This is a genomic window from Lacticaseibacillus suibinensis (assembly GCF_003946175.1).
Lineage (GTDB): Bacteria > Bacillota > Bacilli > Lactobacillales > Lactobacillaceae > Lacticaseibacillus > Lacticaseibacillus suibinensis.
The window spans coordinates 132,843-150,784 of the sequence record NZ_RHOK01000001.1; the positions used below are offsets into that span (position 1 = coordinate 132,843).

General features: G+C 53.1%; 22 protein-coding genes and 1 tRNA gene. 4 read left to right on the forward strand and 19 right to left on the reverse strand.

Annotation, left to right across the window (positions count from 1 at the left end; translation table 11 throughout):
* Window positions 1–244: 244 nt before the first annotated feature.
* The 4 genes from msrA to hisS all read right to left on the reverse strand — a co-directional run bounded on the left by msrA (window position 245) and on the right by hisS (window position 4,412).
* Complete coding sequence (gene msrA / locus EKM90_RS00610) at window positions 245–766, reverse strand: peptide-methionine (S)-S-oxide reductase MsrA (protein WP_125579088.1); 522 nt, start codon at window positions 764–766, stop codon at window positions 245–247.
* Window positions 767–768: 2 nt separating this feature from the next.
* Window positions 769–1,203, reverse strand: a complete 435-nt coding sequence (gene msrB / locus EKM90_RS00615; protein WP_125579090.1) for a peptide-methionine (R)-S-oxide reductase MsrB — start codon at window positions 1,201–1,203, stop codon at window positions 769–771.
* A gap of 124 nt (window positions 1,204–1,327) precedes the next feature.
* A complete protein-coding gene (aspS, locus tag EKM90_RS00620; RefSeq protein WP_125579092.1) occupies window positions 1,328–3,133 on the reverse strand; it encodes an aspartate--tRNA ligase in 1,806 nt (601 codons plus the stop codon).
* Complete coding sequence (hisS, locus tag EKM90_RS00625) at window positions 3,126–4,412, reverse strand: histidine--tRNA ligase (protein WP_125579093.1); 1,287 nt, start codon at window positions 4,410–4,412, stop codon at window positions 3,126–3,128. The genes aspS and hisS overlap by 8 nt, the downstream gene beginning before the upstream one ends.
* A 339-nt stretch (window positions 4,413–4,751) precedes the next feature.
* On the opposite strand from hisS, the gene EKM90_RS00630 reads away from it, so the two are divergent.
* On the forward strand, window positions 4,752–6,077 hold the full coding sequence (locus tag EKM90_RS00630) for an N-acetylmuramoyl-L-alanine amidase (protein WP_125579095.1): 1,326 nt from the start codon (window positions 4,752–4,754) through the stop codon (window positions 6,075–6,077).
* Window positions 6,078–6,139: 62 nt separating this feature from the next.
* Here EKM90_RS00630 and EKM90_RS00635 read toward each other — a convergent pair whose 3' ends face one another.
* From EKM90_RS00635 to EKM90_RS00665, 7 genes are all read right to left on the reverse strand, one after another.
* Window positions 6,140–6,766: an HAD hydrolase-like protein gene (locus EKM90_RS00635; protein WP_125579097.1), complete on the reverse strand. Its 627-nt coding sequence runs from the start codon at window positions 6,764–6,766 to the stop codon at window positions 6,140–6,142.
* A complete protein-coding gene (gene dtd / locus EKM90_RS00640; RefSeq protein WP_125579098.1) occupies window positions 6,760–7,212 on the reverse strand; it encodes a D-aminoacyl-tRNA deacylase in 453 nt (150 codons plus the stop codon). The genes EKM90_RS00635 and dtd overlap by 7 nt, the downstream gene beginning before the upstream one ends.
* A gap of 15 nt (window positions 7,213–7,227) precedes the next feature.
* Window positions 7,228–9,453 (reverse strand): RelA/SpoT family protein, encoded by a 2,226-nt coding sequence (locus EKM90_RS00645; RefSeq protein WP_125579100.1) that lies wholly within the window; start codon window positions 9,451–9,453, stop codon window positions 7,228–7,230.
* A gap of 112 nt (window positions 9,454–9,565) precedes the next feature.
* The gene (locus tag EKM90_RS00650) at window positions 9,566–9,838 is read right to left on the reverse strand and encodes a hypothetical protein (protein ID WP_164507786.1); all 273 of its coding nucleotides are present in this window, start codon (window positions 9,836–9,838) and stop codon (window positions 9,566–9,568) included.
* 47 nt (window positions 9,839–9,885) lie between these two features.
* Complete coding sequence (locus EKM90_RS00655) at window positions 9,886–10,626, reverse strand: RsmE family RNA methyltransferase (RefSeq protein ID WP_125579104.1); 741 nt, start codon at window positions 10,624–10,626, stop codon at window positions 9,886–9,888.
* Window positions 10,623–11,576, reverse strand: coding sequence for a 50S ribosomal protein L11 methyltransferase (gene prmA / locus EKM90_RS00660; protein ID WP_125579105.1), 954 nt, complete (start codon window positions 11,574–11,576; stop codon window positions 10,623–10,625). Before prmA ends, EKM90_RS00655 begins: the two co-directional genes overlap by 4 nt.
* A 12-nt stretch (window positions 11,577–11,588) precedes the next feature.
* Window positions 11,589–12,083: a DUF3013 family protein gene (locus tag EKM90_RS00665; protein ID WP_125579106.1), complete on the reverse strand. Its 495-nt coding sequence runs from the start codon at window positions 12,081–12,083 to the stop codon at window positions 11,589–11,591.
* Between the two features lie 162 nt (window positions 12,084–12,245).
* On the opposite strand from EKM90_RS00665, the gene EKM90_RS00670 reads away from it, so the two are divergent.
* Complete coding sequence (locus EKM90_RS00670) at window positions 12,246–12,485, forward strand: hypothetical protein (protein WP_125579108.1); 240 nt, start codon at window positions 12,246–12,248, stop codon at window positions 12,483–12,485.
* A complete protein-coding gene (locus tag EKM90_RS00675) occupies window positions 12,472–12,921 on the forward strand; it encodes a hypothetical protein (protein WP_125579110.1) in 450 nt (149 codons plus the stop codon). Before EKM90_RS00670 ends, EKM90_RS00675 begins: the two co-directional genes overlap by 14 nt.
* A gap of 58 nt (window positions 12,922–12,979) precedes the next feature.
* On the opposite strand, the gene EKM90_RS12680 is transcribed toward EKM90_RS00675, so the two are convergent.
* From EKM90_RS12680 to EKM90_RS00695, 5 genes are all read right to left on the reverse strand, one after another.
* On the reverse strand, window positions 12,980–13,135 hold the full coding sequence (locus EKM90_RS12680; protein ID WP_164507787.1) for a hypothetical protein: 156 nt from the start codon (window positions 13,133–13,135) through the stop codon (window positions 12,980–12,982).
* A 33-nt stretch (window positions 13,136–13,168) separates the two neighbouring features.
* Window positions 13,169–13,537: a DUF6483 family protein gene (locus EKM90_RS00680; RefSeq protein ID WP_125579111.1), complete on the reverse strand. Its 369-nt coding sequence runs from the start codon at window positions 13,535–13,537 to the stop codon at window positions 13,169–13,171.
* A gap of 188 nt (window positions 13,538–13,725) precedes the next feature.
* A complete protein-coding gene (locus EKM90_RS00685; RefSeq protein ID WP_125579113.1) occupies window positions 13,726–14,112 on the reverse strand; it encodes a DUF1093 domain-containing protein in 387 nt (128 codons plus the stop codon).
* The gene (locus EKM90_RS00690; protein WP_125579114.1) at window positions 14,109–14,288 is read right to left on the reverse strand and encodes a hypothetical protein; all 180 of its coding nucleotides are present in this window, start codon (window positions 14,286–14,288) and stop codon (window positions 14,109–14,111) included. Before EKM90_RS00690 ends, EKM90_RS00685 begins: the two co-directional genes overlap by 4 nt.
* A complete protein-coding gene (locus tag EKM90_RS00695) occupies window positions 14,285–14,668 on the reverse strand; it encodes a hypothetical protein (protein ID WP_125579116.1) in 384 nt (127 codons plus the stop codon). The genes EKM90_RS00690 and EKM90_RS00695 overlap by 4 nt, the downstream gene beginning before the upstream one ends.
* 134 nt (window positions 14,669–14,802) lie before the next feature.
* Between EKM90_RS00695 and EKM90_RS00700 the strand changes: the two genes are divergently transcribed.
* Window positions 14,803–14,890, forward strand: a tRNA-Ser gene (locus EKM90_RS00700).
* Between the two features lie 181 nt (window positions 14,891–15,071).
* Here EKM90_RS00700 and EKM90_RS00705 read toward each other — a convergent pair.
* The 3 genes from EKM90_RS00705 to EKM90_RS00715 form a co-directional block, all read right to left on the reverse strand.
* Complete coding sequence (locus EKM90_RS00705) at window positions 15,072–16,190, reverse strand: tyrosine-type recombinase/integrase (protein WP_164507788.1); 1,119 nt, start codon at window positions 16,188–16,190, stop codon at window positions 15,072–15,074.
* A 98-nt stretch (window positions 16,191–16,288) separates the two neighbouring features.
* Window positions 16,289–17,515 carry a replication initiation factor domain-containing protein gene (locus tag EKM90_RS00710; RefSeq protein ID WP_125579119.1) on the reverse strand — a complete coding sequence of 409 codons (1,227 nt, stop codon included), beginning with the start codon at window positions 17,513–17,515 and terminating at the stop codon, window positions 16,289–16,291.
* Window positions 17,516–17,686: 171 nt separating this feature from the next.
* Window positions 17,687–17,929 (reverse strand): DUF3173 family protein, encoded by a 243-nt coding sequence (locus tag EKM90_RS00715; RefSeq protein WP_125579121.1) that lies wholly within the window; start codon window positions 17,927–17,929, stop codon window positions 17,687–17,689.
* Window positions 17,930–17,942: the final 13 nt, after the last annotated feature.

The following is a 17,942-nucleotide window of genomic DNA, read 5'->3' on the forward strand; positions in this document are numbered from 1 at the left end:
CAGCGCTTTGAGCCTCGCGCTGCGAGTCTCGCAGTCGCGGCTTGTTCTAAGCCGGAAAGCCCCCGGCTAAGAACAATTTCACCACTGAGCCCCTGCCGGCTCCGGTTGACCGGCCCTACGGTAGTGGATGACCTCAACTGCCCCACTCTGGGAAATGCAGCACCCGGCAATGAATAGTCCCTTCCTGAGAGGAACACAAAGGAGCCACGCAGACGTGACTCCTCCTATCGCCTAATCTCCTTAATTAATTTACCCAATGCTGAGCTTTGAACTGTTCACGGCCGCCTTGTTCTTCCATCGCATAGCGCCAAGGATTCTTGCGGTAGAAATCTTGGTGATAGTCTTCCGCCGGATAAAACGGTTGGGCTGGTTCGATTTTGGTGACAATGGGATCGCTGAAGCGACCACTGGCAGCTAACTTTGCCTTGGAGGCTTCCGCAATCGCTTTTTCGGCTTCATTTTGGTAGAAAATCACCGGCCGATAGCTGTCACCGCGGTCCTGAAATTGGCCCATCGCATCGGTGGGGTCGGTTTGCTGCCAATAGATTTCAACTAGGTCAGCATAGCTGATCACAGCCGGGTCGTAAGTGATTTCAACGGCCTCGGTGTGCCCCGTGGTGTGACTGGCCACTTGTTCATAGGTGGGATTAGCGACATGACCGCCGGTATAGCCCGAAATGACCTTGATAATGCCAGGCTGCTGGTCAAATGGTTGCACCATGCACCAAAAACAGCCGCCGGCAAAAATTGCTGTTGCTTCTGCCATGCTTACGCCTCCTCAAAGAGCTGGCGATACTGGCCGTAACCGGCCTGCTCTAGCTGCTGGAGTGGCACAAAGCGGAGGGCCGCACCATTGATACAATAGCGCAAACCGCCCCTATCCGTTGGCCCGTCAGTGAAAACATGGCCCAGATGGGAATTAGCCTGCCCGCTGCGAACCTCGGTGCGTTCCATGGCGAAGCTGGTATCCCGCTTTTCTTTCAGCTTAGCAATGGGCTTGGTGAAAGACGGCCAGCCGCAGCCAGCATCATACTTATCCTGCGAGGAAAACAGCGGCTCGCCAGAGACAATGTCAACATAGATGCCGGGTTCATAAAAATCATCATACTCACTGGAAAATGGCCGCTCCGTGGCGGCTTCTTGCGTGACGCGATATTGCTCAGGCGTCAGGCGCTGTTTCAAATCATCTTGTTTGTCAGTCATTGTCATCACCTCGCGTTCAGTATACCTGCTTTGAATTAAATTGTCAGCAATTAAATAGTTAACGTCTTTTGCGGCTGATGGTAGCAAAAAAGAGCAAGCACGAGGCTTGCCCCTTTTCACTGGCTTATTCGGTGAGGTTTTGATCTTCCGCATGGGCGGCGTCAGGATCCACGTTCGCCCGCACCTCGATTCCGAGGTCACTGAGTTGTTGATCCGCCACCGGCGTTGGCGCGCTGGTCATCGGTTCAGACGCATTGGAGTTCTTCGGGAAGGCCATGACGTCGCGAATGTTGTCGCGGCCCAGCAGCAACATCACGAAGCGGTCCAGGCCGAACGCCAAGCCGCCATGCGGTGGGAAGCCATAGTCCAAGGCATCCAGTAGGAAACCAAAGGACTTTTGTGCCCGCTCTGGCGTGAAGCCCAGCGCTTTCAACATTTTCTCTTGAATCTCGCGGCTGTGAATACGAATTGAGCCGCCGCCTAATTCATCCCCATTCATGATGATGTCATAAGACTGGGCATGGGCACTGTGCGGATCGGTATCCAGCAAGTGCACGTCTTCCTCATTCGGCATGGTGAAGGGATGGTGCGCTGGTACCCAACGCTCAATCCCTTCATCATATTCGAACAATGGCCAGTTAACGACCCAGCAGAAATTATACTGGGACTCGTCAACCAGACCGAGATCATGGCCGAAGTGCAGGCGCAGGTAGCCCAGACTTGCGGCCACCACCGCCGGCTGATCAGCGACAAACAAAAGCAAGTCGCCGGCACTCGCGTTCAGTGCGTTGGTCAATTCAGCGCCATCACCAAAGAATTTGGCAATGGGACCAGAAATCCCGTCGGCAGTGACTTTGAGCCAGGCCAAGCCTTTCGCCCCGAAGCGCTTGATGTAGTCTTGCTGTTCGTCGATCTTCTTGCGGGAGTACTTCTCCGCCCCACCAGGCACGACAATCGCCCGTACCTGGCCATCATTGGCCACAGCATTGGCAAAGACTTTGAAGTCAGAGTCCTTCACTAGGTCGGAAATATCCTGGATGAACATGTCAAAGCGCATGTCAGGCCGATCAGAGCCGTAGCGATCCATGGCCTCTTGCCATTCGATCCGTGGGAAGGGCAGCTTAACGTCGATGCCTTTGACATCCTTCATCACGCGCGCAATCAGACCCTCAGTGAGATCTTGAATTTCCTGCTGATCAAGAAAACTGGTTTCCATATCGATTTGGGTGAATTCTGGCTGCCGATCGCCGCGTAAATCTTCATCTCGGTAGCAACGCGCAATTTGATAATAACGATCGAACCCGGCGCCCATCAGCAGCTGCTTAAACAGTTGCGGGGATTGCGGCAAGGCATAGAAGCTACCCGGATAAACACGAGACGGCACCAAGTAATCCCGGGCACCTTCTGGCGTGCTGGCAGTCAAGGTTGGCGTTTCAATGTTCAAGAAGCCTTGGTCATCGAAGTAGTGGTGCACGGATTTCAGCACCTGGCTGCGGGTGATGATGGCTTCCTGCATTTCCGGCCGCCGCAGGTCCAAATAACGATACTTGAGTTTGGTCTCTTCAGTGGCGTTAACCCCATCGGCAATATCAAAGGGCGGGGTCTTGGCTTGATTCAAAATCTTAGCCGTTTGAATCTCAACTTCGATTTCCCCGGTTTTCATCTCAGGATTAACAGCTTCCGGCGCCCGCGAGGTCACGGTCCCGGTGGCTTCAATCACGTATTCGCTCCGCATGGTGTTGGCCACGTTCAGCGCATCCTCCCCGAATTCTTGGGAGAACACCAGCTGCACAATGCCGGCGCGGTCGCGCAAATCAACGAAGATCAAGTTACCTAACGAGCGGCGCTTTTGCACCCACCCTTTTAAGGTCACGGTTTGGCCCAAGTTCGCCTTGGTGACCTCGCCTGCATAAAGTGTTCGTTTAGTCATGTGCTTCCTCCAATTTTGCCACCTGGTTCAAAAAGTCAGCTTCCAGCGCGGATTGCGCCATGGCTTCTTGATTACCCGACTGCATATTTTTGACTTGAACGGTGCCATTGGCCAGTTCGCTTTCCCCAATCGTGAGCACGTATTGGGCATTTGCTTTGTTGGCAGACTTGAACTGGGCCTTGGCTTTGCGATCCAAGAAATCCATATCGACGGCCAGCCCTTGCTGCCGCAAGGCGTGAGCCAAATGCAGCGCGGCGCCTTTGCCGGCTTCATCAATGGTGACGATGTAGGCTGGCAAGCTGGTCGTGGCGGTTTGCCCTTGCATCAACAGCATCGCGCGTTCAACGCCCATCCCGAAGCCAATGCCTGGGGTTTCGGGGCCGCCGAGTTCTTCCACTAAGCCGTTGTAGCGGCCGCCACCTAAAATGGTGGTATAACCGCCGCCGAACACAGCGTCATCGCTCATCACTTCAAAAATCGTGTGGTTGTAGTAATCCAAGCCGCGCACCATGTCCGGATCGATTTCAAAACTGATGCCCAGCGCCTTAAGATCCGCTTGGACTGCTGCGAACCGCTCGGCGGCGGCCGGCGTCAGGTAATCGATCAGCTTAGGCGCATCAGCCACAATGGCCTGATCGCCGCGGTCTTTGCTATCCAAAATCCGTAGCGGGTTCTTCTCGAGCCGAACTTTGGAATCTTCAGACAGCTGGTCTTTGAATGGCGTCAGGTAAGCAATCAACGCCGCATGATAAGCCTGACGCGATTCTGGGTCGCCCAAAGTGTTAATGGCAAACTTCAAGTGCTTAGCGCCTAACGCTTCAAGCAGGTCCTTCGCCAGCGCAATGACTTCGGCATCCAGCGCCGGACTATCACCGCCAAAGGCTTCAACGCCGATTTGGTGGAATTCGCGCTGCCGGCCACTTTGCGGCCGTTCATAGCGATACATCGGCCCCATGTAGTAAACCTTGTAGGGCTTAGTGTATTCTGGGCCGTACAATTTGTTCTCAACATAGGCCCGCACCACCCCAGCCGTGCCTTCTGGGCGAAGCGCCATTTGCCGGCCACCTTTGTCTTCAAAGGTGTACATTTCCTTGGACACAACATCTGAGGTTTCGCCTGAAGATCGGGCAAAGACATCGTAATTTTCGAATAATGGCGTGCGAATTTCTTGGTAACGATAACGGGTCAAAATATCGCGGGCAGTTTGTTCCACTTTTTGCCAGAGTTCGCTTTGCCCAGGCAAAATATCCGCGGTGCCTTTTGGTCGTTGATAACTCATAATTTCCTCCTTTTAACGCCGAACTGAATAAAAAAACACCCCTCGTCAGAGACGAAGGGTGCGGACACGGTACCACCTTGTGTTTAACTTAGCCATAACGGTGGCAACCGGAGCTCGTTCAGCCTCAGAAGTGTCTTTTCGATCGGTCCCGGCTTTCACCATCTCCGGGTCGCTTCAAGTGGTCTATCCTGCTTCGTCATCGGCGCGTTTATTTAGTCCCAGCGTACGTTGTTTATCCGCAGATGTCAACGCCCGCCTTGAAAATTCCTTGAAAAAGAACGCAAAGGCAGGCCCTGTTTGGTATAATCAGCCTAGTAAGGAAACCGAGGGGATGACGCTTTGCAGTTCAAACAACTTAAACGCTGGCCGTTGATCGCGGTGTTTGCGGCTTTGATTGGGGTCTCCGCCGCCACCACGACGGTACTGGCCGCCAGCAACACCATCACGGTGCGGGCTAACCTATTGAATGTGCGGCTCGGGCCAGGCCTGGCGTACAGTGTGATGGGCCAGGTGCAAAGTGGCACCAAACTGACCGTCATCAAACAGCAGAATTCATGGGATCAGGTGCGCCTGGCCGGCAATAAAATCGGCTGGGTCGCCTCCTGGCTGGTGGATCAAAACGAAGCTACCACCACCACTGCTAAACTGGCCACTGCCAAGCGCACCACCAATGTGCGGCAATATGCCACCACTGACGCCAAGATTTTAGGCACGGTGAATGCCGGCCGCCAGCTCAAGGTCATTTACCAAGAAGGGCACTGGACGCAGGTCGCTTACGATAATACCGCAGCGTGGGTCGCAACCAGCAACATCACGCTGAGTGGCAATACCGTCGCGCTCGCCCAACCTAAGCAGGTCAGCACCACGGTGAAGCCGCAAACCACCACTGTCGCCGCCGTTAAGGTGACCACCACAGCCAGCGTCAATTTGCGCCAGGCCGGCGGGTTGAACGCCCCTATTGTCGCCAAATTGGCGAAAGGCACCACCCTCACGGTCCTTGACCAATCTAGTGATTGGTACAAAGTCCAAACCGCCGCTGGTAAAACCGGCTATGTTGCTAGTTGGACCGTCACCACCCCTGGGACGAAAGCCACCAAGGCGGCCACCAACCTAAGCGAAGCGACGATTGTCTTAGATCCTGGCCATGGCGGCGCTGATAGTGGCGCCCTCTCGACCTCCAACAAGTACGAAAAGACCTACACCCTAGAAATGGCCAAAGCCATCGGGTCTGCTTTGCAAGCGCAAGGTGCAAACGTCATTTACACGCGCAGCACCGACACCTTCGTTGACCTAGCACCACGGCCCGCGTTGGCGGCCAAGGCCCACGCCGATGCGTTCATCTCCATCCACTTTGACTCCAGTGCCAACGCCAATGAGGCTTCCGGGTTCACCACCTACTACTACAATTCGAAAAAAGATCTCGCTTTGGCGAAAGCCCTCAACCAGGCCTTCAGCAGCAACCTGCCGCTGAGCAATCGCGGCTACCAATACGGCAACTTCGAAGTCATCCGTAACAACAGCCAACCCGCTGTGCTCTGTGAAATGGGCTACATCAATGATGACAAAGACTTCGCCCAGATCAAATCGCAGAATTACCAGCAGCAAGTCGCCAGCGATGTCGTGCAAGGCTTAACGGCCTACTTCAAAGCCGGCAACCATCAATAAGCACTAGCTGCAAAGCCAAACGCCCTGCCAAACCTCTATTCAGGTTTGACAGGGCGTTTAGTTTAGGCATGAAACAAGGGCAACAGCTCATTCAGCTGCTCAATCTGCACATCAGCCATGGGCGCATCATTCAGGCAGTCGACATTGAAATAAACCCCTTTGACCCCGGCCCGCTGTCCGGCAATGACGTCAAGCTTGCGGTCGCCAATCATCGCGGTGCGCTGCGGGTTGAGTTGATGAACTTTCACCAAGTACTTGATGGCCGCCGGATCCGGCTTCCGTGGGAAAGTCATCGCGGCGGTCACCCCACCGATAAAGGCCTCATCCAGCCCAGCTTGGTGTAACAAAGCCCAAGCGGAGTTGTCGCGGTGGGTCATCAAGAGATTGTTGCCGCCAGCGGCTTGAATTGCTTTGACCACCGCGGCGGCCTGCGGATAAGGCTGGGCGGTCATCACCGTTTGGGCCTCCAGGGCGTGGTATTCAGCCAGCAGGGTTTCAGCGGCCACACCCAGTTTTGGCGCCATTTCGCCCACCGTGGCCTTGATAGAGCCTCGCTTAATTTGGGTCAAAAGCGCGCTGGCGTCACCCGTCGCGCCGTGGTGCTCAAGCGTCGCCACCAAGGCCTTCAGCATTTCCGGATAGGTATCGTATAGGGTCCCATCCAAATCCCAAATCGCGTTCACTAACATGCGCCGGCCTCGGTATCATAAAGCAGCGTGACCGGGCCATCATTGACCAAGCTCACCTGCATGTCCGCGCCAAATTCCCCGTGTTGCACTGGAATACCAGTCGCGACCATCGCCGCCAAGAAGAACTGGTACACCTGATCAGCCAGCGCCGGCGCCGCGGCGTTGGTGAAGCCAGGCCGGTTGCCATGGCTGACATCGGCATACAACGTGAATTGCGATACCACCAGGACACTGCCGCCGACGGCTTTCAGGTCCAGATTCATTTTGCCCGCGGCGTCGCTAAACACCCGCAGCTTGCTGATCTTCGTCACCAACCTAGTGGCCTCAACTTCAGTATCGTGCGGGCCGACGCCCAGTAAAACCATAAAACCTTGGTCGATGGCGCCGTTGATCTGCCCGTCGATGGTGACACTGGCTGAACTGACGCGCTGCACCACTGCTCGCATAACTTGCTCCTTTGCTTAACCTTGGGACCGTTTCACTTCGTAAATATCAGGAATGTTTTTGATGGCATCCATCATGTGTTCCAGACTCGCCAAATTCGGAATCCCAACGGTGACATGAATGTCGGCCATTTTATCATGGTCGACCCGGCCGTTGACGTTGGTTAAATTCTTGGTCTGGGCGTTCAAGGTCTGTAGCACATCGTTTAGCAGACCACTGCGGTTATAGCCGTAGATTTCAATATCCGTATCAAACAACTGGCTTTGATCATTCAGATTCTGCCAGGACACATCAATCAGCCGCCCCGCCATGGCTGGAGAGGCGTCAATGTTCGGGCAGTCTGCGCGGTGAATCGTCACCCCGCGGCCTTTGGTGACGTAACCGACAATCGGATCCCCAGGTACCGGGTTGCAGCACTTCGCTAGATGCACCAGCAGATTGTCGACGCCTTCGATCACGACGCCTTCTTCCGTACGGGACACCGGCTTTTTCTCTTTGGACACCGTGGTGACTTTTTGGTTATTGGCCAAAATCGCGGCTTCCTTAGCCTTCTTGTCGGCATCCGCCTTCTCGCGCCGCGAGCGGTCCGTGAGCCGGTTGGCGATCACCTTCGAGCCATATTCACCGTAACCAATCGCTGAGAGCAACTCGTCTTCAGTGGCGAAGTTCAGGCGCTTGAGCAAGTCCACCATATCAGGTTTGTTGCCCATGTAGTCTTTTGGCGTGTAGCCCATTTCCTGCAGCGTATGCTCCAGAGCTTCGCGGCCTTTTTCGCTGTTTTCGCCTTTATCCACCTGCTTGAAATAGCGGCGAATCTTGTTGCGAGAACGGGAGGTGAACACCAGGTTGACCCAGTCGCGGCTTGGCTTGGAGTTGCTGTTGGTCAGCATCTCAACAATGTCCCCGTTTTTGAGCTGGTAATTCAGTGGCACGATTTTGCCGTTGACCTTAGCGCCGACACTGTGATTACCCACTTCGGTATGGACCATGTAGGCAAAGTCCAATGGCACTGAGCCTTTCGGCAGCTCGTACACGTCGCCTTGCGGGGTGAACACGTAGACCCGATCGGTGAAGATGTCGCCTTTGACACTTTCCATGAAGTCCTGGGCATCAGAAGTTTCATCCTGGATTTCCAGAATTTCGCGGAACATGTCGATTTGTTTGCCGGCTTTGTCGTATTGCACTTCGGAAGTTTGGCCTTCCTTGTAGGCCCAGTGAGCGGCAACCCCAAATTCAGCGATATGGTGCATTTCTTCGGTGCGAATCTGCACTTCCAGCGGCTTGCCCATCGGTCCGATCACCGTGGTGTGCAGGGATTGGTAGCCATTGGCTTTCGGCATGGCAATGTAATCCTTGAACCGGCCTGGCATCGGCTTCCACTGGGTATGAATCACCCCGAGCACCGCGTAACAGTCCTTGATGTTTTGGGTGATCACGCGCACCGCCAGCAAGTCATAGAGTTCATCGAATTGCTTGTGCTTATCGCGCATTTTCTTGTAAATCGAGTAGATGTGCTTCGGGCGCCCGTAGATTTCATAGTGCATATTCAAGTCTGCCAGCGCCTTTTTGATATCGGTGATGGCATTGGCGATGTAAGCCTCGCGCTCGGTGCGCTTGGACTTCATCAACTGGGCGATTCGGTAGTACTGTTGCGGGTTCAAATAGCGGAGCGATAGATCTTCCAGTTCCCACTTGATGGTGCTGATCCCTAAGCGATCGGCTAACGGCGCATAGATTTCCAGCGTTTCATTGGCAATCCGGCGCTGCTTATCCGGCCGCAGATGCATCAAGGTGCGCATGTTATGCAACCGGTCGGCCAATTTGACCAAAATCACGCGCATGTCCTTAGCCATCGCCAGCAGCATTTTACGGTGGTTTTCCGCCAGTTCGTCTTTGTGGGCAACATAAGTGACCTTGCTTAACTTGGTCAGGCCATCGACAATAACCGCCGTTTCCTTGCCAAAGACTTCTTGAATGTCGCCGAGGGTGATGTTCGTGTCCTCAACCACATCGTGCAGGTAGCCACTGGCCACGGTGACGGGATCCATTTTCAGTTCGGCCAAAATCCCGGCCACTTGAATCGGGTGAATGATATACGGTTCCCCAGATTTACGGCGCTGGTCTTTGTGAACATAAGCCGCAAAATCATAGGCTTTTTTGACGAAGGCTTGGTGCTCTTCGTTCATATACTTGGCGCACATCGCCATCACTTGTTCTTGGGTCAATTCTGGTTCTTCAGCCATTGCAAAATCCCCCTTTACACCGCTCACCGGACTAGGTCGGCAGCAAGCGGCGGATACAATAAAAGCACGTCGAAACGTGCCTTGAGTTCGTGTTTCTACAGCTGGGCGGTCGCTACTCGCGGGTCAAGCTAAGCATGGTTAAGACCCAGTAGATTGGGGCAAACCAGTAGCCATAATCCGCAAAGCGCACCCACACCATCAAAGCAAACAACAGCGGTAGCCACAAGCTGTGCCACCAGTGCAAGTGATACTTGGCGATGGTACGGCCAATATAGATTGCCAAGGTCACATTAATCAGAATCCAAAGCAGCGTCACCCGCAGCGCCACATGCACATGGAGCAACGTAAAGCCCCAAGGCAAAATAAGCGTGGTCAAGATACTCAATAAAACTATACGGCCCGATGCGGACATCAGCCAAGACTTGATTTTGGTCATTCTGATTCTCCCTGCAATTCAGTAAGTGCCGACACCGCGCTGAGTAAGTACAGCGGTGCCGTTTCGGTTCGCAAAATCCGCGGGCCGAGGCCGGCTGTGGTAAACCCACTGGCCGTTAACGTCGCAATTTCAGCTGGGCTCAGGCCACCTTCCGGGCCGAATACGCATACCAGCGTGCTGGGCCTGGTCTTTAGCGCCTGCACCAAGGCGGCCGCCTCGCCGGCCTTGCCGCTTTCTTCATAAGCGACTAGTTTGGCATCAGCAGTCAATTGCGTTATTTCGTTTAATGTTACCACATCTACGGCCGGGACAAAACACCGGTGGCTCTGTTCTGCGGCGCCTTGGGCAATCGCCGCTAGCCGCGCGAGCTTTTTGGCGACACGCGGCGCTTGCCATTTGGCGGTTGCCCATTGGCTGTTGAAGAAGCTGATGTGCATGGCGCCAAGCTCGGTGGCTTTTTGGACAATCAGCTCAGCCTTGTCGCCTTTGGGAATGCCGCACAGCAGATGGACCGCCACCAGTAATTCCACCGGCCGCGTAATGGGCTGGTCGACTCGCACCGTGAGCGGGTCGACGTCCAAAATCGTGGCGACAAAGGCTTGATGGTTTCGGCTGACCACCTCGATTTGCGCGCCTTCCTGTAGTCGCAGCACCTGGATGGCATGCTTTCGCACACTGGCTGGCAGAGTGGCAGTGCTGCCTTGGGTCAGCGGTTGGTCGGTAAAGAAGCGGTTCATGCGTCCTCCTCCTCAACGTGCCCGGCCACAATGGCGACCCAATCGCCTTCTTGCCATTCACTGCGCACCTTGAAGCCGTTGGCCGTTAAGGTGGCCTTGATGGCCGCGGCCTTTTCGCGGTAAATGCCTGACAGTAGGAACCGGCCATGCGGCTTTAAGCGGCTGACCACTTGCGGAATCAACGGCGTCAGCACATTGGCCAGAATATTGGCCACCACCAAGTCGACGGGCTGCTCAATCCCAGTCAGCAAGTCGTTGGCAATCACGTCAATTTGATCATCAGGATTGAGTGCCAAGTTGGCCTCGGCATTGGCTACAGCGACGTCATCAACATCGGTGGCCAGCACATGCGCAACCCCTAGGCGCCGCGCTGCTAACGCTAAGATACCTGAGCCGGTGCCGACATCAATCATGGTTTCACCGCCGCGAATGACTGCCTCCAGTAGCCGCAGCATCAGCGCGGTGGTGGGATGGCTGCCGGTACCAAAGGCCATGTCCGGATCCAACTTAATCACCTGCTCGCCTGCTTGCTGCGGGGTGTAATCGAGCCACGCCGGCACAATGGTCAGATAGCGGGTGATCCGTAGGGGGTGGTAATACTTTTTCCAAGCGTTGGCCCAGTCCGCCTGAGCAATGTTGACCACACTAATCTTGCCACTGCCTTTGGCAAGCCCGAAACTCGGTAGTTGCTCCACTTGAGCCTGCAGCCGGGTCATCAGCTCACTAGGATGCAAACTGCTGGCAAAATACCCCTTCACCGCCGCGCCGGTAGCGCGATGCGGCACGCTGTCCGGGCCAAACCAGACGCCGGTTTTGCTCTGACTGCCGTGCTGAAAGTCAGCAGCATCTTCAATTTGAATCCCTGCTGCTCCGGCCTCAATTAAGAAGTTAGACACAGCTTCTACCGCCTCACTGCTTGTTTCGACTGCGAGTTCAAACCAGTCGTCCATAGGCGCCTCCAATCAGTACTTGGGATACGGCAAGAACACATGCTGGTTCGCTGCCGGCTGAGCGGCAACGGCAGCCTGAAACTTGGCCTGGTCGAATTGCAACTCAAAGGTTTCGTCCTCAGAGGTACCATCAACAAAGTCCATCAAATCAGACTGGCCATCGTCTAGAAGGGTTTGCAGATACTCGAACAACCCATCAACTGTGGCTTGGGCAATGCCTTGCTTGCCTTGGAAACCAATCACCGCCAGATAGTTGTCTTGGTAATCTTCGCCCTTCAGGCGGGTAGCATCGTACAGCAAAATCGCATCAGAGTAATCAATTTCGCCTTCATCGATGGTTTCGCCGTCTTGGTCCTCTACTTCAAAACCGGCCGCAGCATCCACGGTCATGGTTAACTCCACTTCAAAAACGCGTGCTTCTTTGTCCCAGTTCAAATCCAAATCGCCATCAAAATCCAAGGCATCCATTTTGTCGCCAACATAATCGAGCATGTTTTGGGTGGTCATGTGTGTTTCCTCCATTTTTCGTTGCGACGCAGTGCGCGCCACCGATTTTCGCCATCAAGGTCTGATTGCGAGCTTTATGCTTACTATAAACTACAAGTGGTAGAAGGAAAAGTGGCATCGGCGATTACGGCGCGTATAATGGACGATAAGGAGTGAAAGACATTGGAAGAAAAAACGATTCGCGCCTTGGTCGCTAACGCCGCTGATCAAGTCGTGGCAGCGCAGTTCACTGAACCGCAGATTGAAGCGCGGGCGGCGGCATGGCAAAAAGCAGCGCCCGACGCCGACTTGGCGCAAACCACCACTTACCTGCTCAACGAAAACCGCGCCTTCATTGAAGCGGTTTTAACCACTGTGATTTCAGATCTCATTGCAAAGGAGCCCCCTCATGACATTCGGTAAACACGCCCATTTCAAGGCTGATAAGCACAACGCCTACTTTGAACTCGATTCCGCCCATGATTTAATCAAAGTCCACCGCCCGCATTTTGGCCACAAAATCATCCCTTCAACCATTATCCGCGGCTATCGCCTGACCATGGATGACCACGTGATTGTCGCTTCTGACGGTAGCAAGCCCGCCTTGATCGATAATAACCTGCTGTCAGACGCTCATATCATGGGCGTGTTGACGCCTGGCACCGAGGAAATTTATCACCTTAACTTGGAGCTGGAAACCACTCAAGGCCCAATTGTCATCAAGTACATCAACACCCGCGTTCAAATCGGCACGCTGGTGTATAGCGTGGCTCTGCTGGATGCCAACAAGGCCCTGCAAGAACTCGATCAGCTGCCTGCCACCAAGCGCGCGGCAGATTTAACCGGCAGCGCGGAATAACATGGTAAAACGCAAAAGACGACCTCATTTTCGAGGTCGTCTTTTTGTCAGCTTCAACTTAACGCTTGAACACCCGCGCCACCTTAGCCAAATCATCATCGGATAAAGCGCGCAAGGCCCACAAAATGCCGTATTTCACACCTAGCGCGATCACTAAAAACCCTAACCCCAGAGCAATCAAATAGTAAATTAACCCAAAAGCCGTACCCATCATGATTTTTTTCTCCTCGCTTCAACTGGTGTGAGCTTAGTCTTGTTCCTGCTGAATGAGTGCCAATTGTTTCAGCCCGGCCTCGACGGCTTGCCGCGAGTAATTGGCATCGTCTAGCGCTTCGTCGCTCAGCGCATTCAAGTGCTCAAAATACCAAGCTCCCAGCGCCATGAAATCTTTTTCCGCCATGGCATAGCGCTGACTGAAGAAAAATCTGGTCGCTTCAGGCAATTGTTTAGCCGTCAAAAACTGCTCCAAGCGCTCCTGCCCGGGTAAAAGCCGCGCATCAGTTTGCGGAAAAACGATTTCGCTCCCCGGGTTACCACCGGCTTTGCCAATCATATAGCCCAGCCCTTGGGCGAAGGACTTAATCTGCCGCAGCAACACATCATTTTCTTCTTGCATGAGCTTGTGCCTCCATCCTGAAATACCTGCCAGTCGTGTAGTGACGAGTCGTTTGCTTGTAGTATAGGCGGATTGAGGCCCTGCCGCAATTCTTTTCCATCCCGGCTAGTGCCGCCCAATCGGCACGATTAGGCGGTCGTTGAAATGACCCGAAAAAAACCGAGCACATCGGCTCGGTTAGATGACGCCTATTTAAGTTTCGCCTGGACGGCACTGGGAATGTTGGCGAGAGTAATTGGATTTGGTCCTTTAACCACGCGCTTTTGGGAGATTTCAGCAGTCACATAAGACCCTGGGGCGAGCGGTGTCGGGTTGGCGGATTCGCCACTAGAATAGCTCAGGTGCCGCGTGGTCCTATCCTTCAACACGAAGTCGAATTCATAGTGGTAATAGTAATACTGCTTACCATTAACTTTGTAATTCTTACCATCGCTAGTTTTGGAGTTCTTTTTCACCGCCTCACCCACCTGCGCATACGCAGTTTGGGTTTGGTAGGTTTCGTGCCAATAGTTGTAGCCGAACCAACCGCCAGCAATGACGATCAGCAAAGCGACAATCGCTAAAATCTTCTTCATTTTTTGTCCTCCCCAGGATGTTTTGACTGGTCAGAATGCGGCCGCTTAAACGCCGCCTGCAGCTTGGCGAATTTGCTCGGGTCTTTTTCCCGCGCCAGCTTCACCATTTTGGCAAAATCATAGGCTTGTGGTTCGTCATTGCCGCTTGGCTGCTTGGATTTGTGAAACCAGCTCATCGCTGTCCCTCCATTTCGGATTCCTGCATTGGCCGATGATAGCTGATCAGCAGCCAAACTGCCACTAGTTGCACGATGGCAATGAACAGGCTGTAATTTGGAATCAGCGGATAAGCCACAAAGGCCCACACGCAGATAAGATGAGCAATCATCAGTCGCGGCCGGCGCATCGCTTTAAGGTAGGCCAACCCATGCAGCACCACCCCGATGATACTCAGCCACCACCAGTGCGGCTCCCACTGCATCATCTGTTCCCCGACGGCCGGGAAACTAAAGCCACTGCGGAAACTCAAGAGGCTGGCATAAGCGAGCACACCGAGTGTGAATAGTGCGTACAAGAAACTGTATAATCCGATCATCTTCACTAAAGATGTTTTCAAGGCCTGTCATTCCTTCTAGTCAGAATAGTATCAGTATACCTAGTCCCCAGGCAAAAAGAAAAGCGTGGAAACAGATTTGCAAAAATCTCAACATTTGCTATACTGAAAAGCGTTCTAAAAACCATTAACCACATGGAGAGTTGGCAGAGTGGTAATGCAACGGACTCGAAATCCGTCGAACCGGCTAATACCGGCGCACGAGTTCGAATCTCGTACTCTCCTGAATAAACGTTGATATATCAGCGTCCCGCAGCCTTTCGGGGTTGCGGTTTTTTGTTGCTTTCAAACACATGTTTGGGTCGAAATAGGCCTTCCAGTACCAGTGCAGTACCAGTTCGAAAAATCAGACCGCCGTTTTTGGCGGCAAACGTGTCCGGAATTTCATGTGATCAGACCTTTCTTTTTAGAAGAATTTGTCGAGGGCATCGGCGGTTTCGCGTTGCTTGTTGGGGAAAAGATGCCCGTAAGTGTCAATCGTTGTGACGATGCTCGCATGCCCCAGTCGTTCCTTGATGATCGTGTACTCTGTTTCTTGGTCGATCAACAAGGCGACGTGTGAGTGCCTGAAATCGTGAATGCGAATCTGCTTCATCGTGGGATCACGCTTGCAGATACGTTTGTAGCGCATGCGGATCGTATGCTTATTGCGGCGTATCAGCGTTGCTTGGAACATTGGCGTATCTTCGCTCCAGTCGAGGGCTAAGTCGTGCTTAAAGAGTTCCTGTTGCTGTTCACGCCATTGCAGAAGCAAGGCGATCATGCCTTGGTTGAGACTAATACGGCGATTACTAGCCTTAGACTTCGGCGGGGTAATGACATCCACGCCGCCGCGCCGGAACACAGACTTGCTGACAGTAAGTTCCTTGCGTTTGAAATCGAGATCCGACCAGTCCAGCGCGCATAGTTCGCCAACCCGCAGGCCGGAGAAGAACAGCAGTGAGAACAACACGTACCAGTCGAATTCCTCTGGCAGATGAATCAGCGTGGTAAACGCGTGAAATTCATCTGGCGTGTAGAAGTCCATTTTCTTGCGTTCGATTTTGAGCTTCTTCACGCCAATACAAGGATTTTCGACGATCACTTTCTCCTCAACGGCGACATCGAGAATCAGCTTTAACTCAATCAAGGTCTTGTTGTTGGTGTTATTGCTCAAATCACGTTCCTCGGTGAGCCATTCTTGAAAGTCGCGGATGTGCTCGCTGGTCAGGCGCTTAATATCGGCATTGACGAAGAACGTCTGGATATAGCGCTTGTACACGGCACGTTGGGACTGCAAGTAGGACGGCTTGATATGGATCTTCACGCGGTTCACGTACCGCTCAAACAATTCATCCAAGGTGACGGTTTCTTGATTGAACAGCCGGTCGACGCTAGTACGCATCATCTCCTTTTCAACTTCGCGGGCAGCTGCCATTGAATGAATGCCTTGTTTCTTCTTGCGGCGTCGCTTGCCGGTGACGGGATCAGTGCCAAAGGAGACACTGACAACATAGGTACCATTAGGTGCTTGGGTAATACTCATTTCATACCTCCAAATAATCGAAGGCACGCTTGCTTTGGTCGTTGACCATGATATACTTGGCTTGTCTAGGGCAAAGTATCGGGTGCGTGCAATCACGTTCATTCGTTGCTTTGTTTTTTTTCGTCTTCATGTTGCGCTTGTTCAAATACTTCCTTGAGTAACGTCTTCTGTTGCGGCGATAATTCAGCCTCGTTAATCATATCCGCGATCATGTCAGTACCATTGAGTGAATCGACTTGCTGAACCATTTTCAGACTGGGCGCGACTTGCTTGGTCAGCCAGTTCAGCACGCTGTCCATCGTGATTGGTTCAGGCCGCATTGCTAGTTTCAAGCGATTACGGTTATCGCCGATAAACGTTTGCCAGTCTGGATCTAGTGGACAATCGGCCAATTTCTTTGAGCCTTGTGGTGTTACGATCCGCAAGTAATGGTTAATAATCCCGAAGACAACCGTTTCGGCGTCTTGGCAGGCCAGCAGTTCCTTCATAGCCTTTTGAGCACGCTGGTCGCGAAGGCGGACTTCAAACCGGTTGAGAATTGGAGAATCTTCTGGGTAGTCGATTTTGTTTTTGAAATATTGTTCGATGTCCTTCTGATAGCCAATCATTTGCACCAAACTTTGTGGTGAACCGAATTGAACGGTTTTCCCGACACGGCCTTTCTTAATGGTTTCGATTGCGCCTTTACTCTTGAACAAGCTCACTAGTTCTTCTTTTTCGACTTTTTGAATCAGGTGGGGAATGTCGATAATCCCGACGGTATCATTGATGGCGAAGTCAACCCGTTTGTAGATCCCAGTTAGGTCATCGCAGGCCTGAAAAAAGTCGAACCAAGTCAGCCCATCTCGGACAAGCACTGCTTCTAGTTGACGGCAACCAGAGCCGTGCATCTCAATCATTGTTCCCAGATAGGCATTCGGGCCACCTACGCGGGTACTCATGATTGAAATATCGCCACGCTGAATCGTGTAGTCGAACCCATAAAAGGCCTTTTCAGTTAAGGAGAAGAAATCCCTGTTCATTGGAAAAAGCTTCTTGAACACATACTCGGCGTCTTGTGTATTGAACCGCACCCGCACGTAATCGACTAAGATAAACATCGAATCACGATTGGTCAGGCCAAGAAGCGCGTGGCCCAGGCGCCGTTGCATTTCTTCGGTTAACGCAGCGCGTCCATTTAACAGCCGATTGACATAGGAGCGCGTCATACCTAGTTGTGCCGCAAGTTGTGCTTGACTAATACCGGCATCAGTCATCCGTTGGCGAAATTCCGCCAACCAGCCGTGTCCAGTATGATCACGGCCATTCATCATTGTCTTATCCATTGCTCACCTCGTGTGCTCTGATTTCGCCGTCTGCGAACAGCGGATTGCCGTGCATAGTGGCGAATCACTTGTGTTTTCTGCCTCGTTTCGGATTGTTCTTGTCATTTTGTGCCCCCCTGTTAGAATACGGGAGCTTGGGCGGCCGGCTAACGCCGACCGCCGCCGCTCGCGCTAGCGGCTTTCGCGCTGCACGCCGCGCGCGGCGGCGTGGTGTTGCGTGACCATTGCCAGATCTTCAAATGGATTGAAGCCTAACAGACTGACGATGGCGTGGAGTGGGACTTGGCCGCACTTGCGGTTTGCATAGAAGCAATGACCGTCTGCAACCAGGTTCAGCTTGCACTGATGGATAATCTGTCCGGCTTTGTAACCGGAAAATCCTAACTGCATGAGCATCTTCTTATCGACTAACATATAGTCACCTCTT

Coding starts and splice junctions, on each gene's coding strand:
- msrA (WP_125579088.1), bottom strand. CDS start 766: ATGGCAGAAGCAACAGCAATTTTTGCCGGCGGCTGTTTTTGGTGCATG.
- msrB (WP_125579090.1), bottom strand. CDS start 1,203: ATGACTGACAAACAAGATGATTTGAAACAGCGCCTGACGCCTGAGCAA.
- aspS (WP_125579092.1), bottom strand. CDS start 3,133: ATGACTAAACGAACACTTTATGCAGGCGAGGTCACCAAGGCGAACTTG.
- hisS (WP_125579093.1), bottom strand. CDS start 4,412: ATGAGTTATCAACGACCAAAAGGCACCGCGGATATTTTGCCTGGGCAA.
- EKM90_RS00635 (WP_125579097.1), bottom strand. CDS start 6,766: ATGTTAGTGAACGCGATTTGGGATTTGGATGGGACCCTATACGATACC.
- dtd (WP_125579098.1), bottom strand. CDS start 7,212: ATGCGAGCAGTGGTGCAGCGCGTCAGTTCAGCCAGTGTCACCATCGAC.
- EKM90_RS00645 (WP_125579100.1), bottom strand. CDS start 9,453: ATGGCTGAAGAACCAGAATTGACCCAAGAACAAGTGATGGCGATGTGC.
- EKM90_RS00655 (WP_125579104.1), bottom strand. CDS start 10,626: ATGAACCGCTTCTTTACCGACCAACCGCTGACCCAAGGCAGCACTGCC.
- prmA (WP_125579105.1), bottom strand. CDS start 11,576: ATGGACGACTGGTTTGAACTCGCAGTCGAAACAAGCAGTGAGGCGGTA.
- EKM90_RS00665 (WP_125579106.1), bottom strand. CDS start 12,083: ATGACCACCCAAAACATGCTCGATTATGTTGGCGACAAAATGGATGCC.
- EKM90_RS00675 (WP_125579110.1), top strand. CDS start 12,472: ATGACATTCGGTAAACACGCCCATTTCAAGGCTGATAAGCACAACGCC.
- EKM90_RS12680 (WP_164507787.1), bottom strand. CDS start 13,135: ATGATGGGTACGGCTTTTGGGTTAATTTACTATTTGATTGCTCTGGGG.
- EKM90_RS00680 (WP_125579111.1), bottom strand. CDS start 13,537: ATGCAAGAAGAAAATGATGTGTTGCTGCGGCAGATTAAGTCCTTCGCC.
- EKM90_RS00685 (WP_125579113.1), bottom strand. CDS start 14,112: ATGAAGAAGATTTTAGCGATTGTCGCTTTGCTGATCGTCATTGCTGGC.
- EKM90_RS00690 (WP_125579114.1), bottom strand. CDS start 14,288: ATGAGCTGGTTTCACAAATCCAAGCAGCCAAGCGGCAATGACGAACCA.
- EKM90_RS00705 (WP_164507788.1), bottom strand. CDS start 16,190: ATGAGTATTACCCAAGCACCTAATGGTACCTATGTTGTCAGTGTCTCC.
- EKM90_RS00710 (WP_125579119.1), bottom strand. CDS start 17,515: ATGGATAAGACAATGATGAATGGCCGTGATCATACTGGACACGGCTGG.
- EKM90_RS00715 (WP_125579121.1), bottom strand. CDS start 17,929: ATGTTAGTCGATAAGAAGATGCTCATGCAGTTAGGATTTTCCGGTTAC.